The 1411-nt window shown below is 56.3% G+C and carries 1 protein-coding gene; it reads left to right on the forward strand.

The window, feature by feature from the left end; all coding sequences use genetic code 11:
• Positions 1–1411: L-glutamate gamma-semialdehyde dehydrogenase (gene pruA / locus GUA46_RS15810; protein ID WP_176621297.1), on the forward strand; the 1411-nt coding region annotated here is incomplete at both ends.

Genomic DNA, 1411 nt, shown 5'->3' on the forward strand with positions numbered 1-1411 from the left:
CTCCCGAACGAGAAGAAGTACTCAAACAATACAAGGCGTTTTACGACAGTGAAGTGGACGTTCCGCTTTACATCGGAAGCGAAGAAATAAGAACGGGCAACACCAGGCCCATGTCGCCCCCGCACGACCACAAGCATATTCTGGGGCACTACCACTTGGCCGAGAAGACCCACGTGGAGCAGGCCATCGCCAACTGCCTGGAAGCCAGGGAAGCCTGGGCCAACATCACTTGGGAACAGCGATGCGCCATCTTCCTAAAGGCCGCCGAGCTCATCGCGGGGCCATACCGCCAAAAGATGAACGCCGCCACCATGCTGGCCCAGTCCAAAAACATCTATCAGGCCGAGATCGATTCCGCCTGCGAGATCGTCGACTTTTTGCGTTTCAACGTGGAGTACATGGCACAGATCTATGGCGAACAGCCGGAATCCTCCGAGGGTGTCTGGAACAGGGTCGAGTACCGTCCGCTGGAAGGGTTCGTATATGCCATCACCCCGTTCAACTTTACCGCCATTGCAGGGAACCTTCCCGCAAGTGCGGCCATGATGGGCAACGTGGTGGTCTGGAAGCCCAGTGACAGCCAGATCTATTCCGCCAAGGTGATCGTCGATGTCTTCAAGGAGGCCGGACTGCCCGATGGCGTGATCAACGTGGTCTACGGGGATCCCGTTATGATATCCGACACCGTGTTGGACAGCCCGGACTTTACGGGAATACATTTTACCGGTTCCACCAACGTGTTCAAGAACCTTTGGAAGCAGATCGGGAACAACATCCATAAGTACAAAACATATCCGCGCATCGTGGGCGAGACCGGCGGGAAGGACTTCATCATCGCGCACCCGACCGCCAAACCGCAACAGGTGGCCACCGCCATCAGCCGCGGGGCCTTTGAGTTCCAGGGACAGAAATGTAGCGCGGCATCAAGGGTGTACCTGCCAAAATCCACTGCCGATGAAACCTTGGAACTGGTCAAAAAGGACATCGCATCCTTCAACAAGCCGGGCTCCCCGGAGGACATGGGCAATTTTATCACTGCCGTGATCCACGAAGGGTCCTTTGACAAACTGGCCAAGTACATCGATCAAGCCAAGGCCGATGACAATGCCGAGATCATCGCCGGCGGCAACTACGACAAGTCCGTAGGATACTTTATAGAACCTACCGTGATCTTGACCACCGACCCACAGTACGAGACCATGTACACCGAGCTGTTCGGCCCGGTGGTGACCGTCTACGTATACGAGGACAAGGATTGGAGCGAAACGTTGAAGCTTGTGGACGGCACATCGGAGTACGGGCTTACCGGGGCAGTGATCTCCGGCGACCGCTATTCCATAGACGAGGCCACCAAGGCCCTGCAGAACGCAGCGGGCAATTTCTACATCAACGATAAGCCGACCGGCGCCGT

The organism is Flagellimonas chongwuensis (assembly GCF_013376415.1).
Taxonomy (GTDB): domain Bacteria; phylum Bacteroidota; class Bacteroidia; order Flavobacteriales; family Flavobacteriaceae; genus Flagellimonas; species Flagellimonas chongwuensis.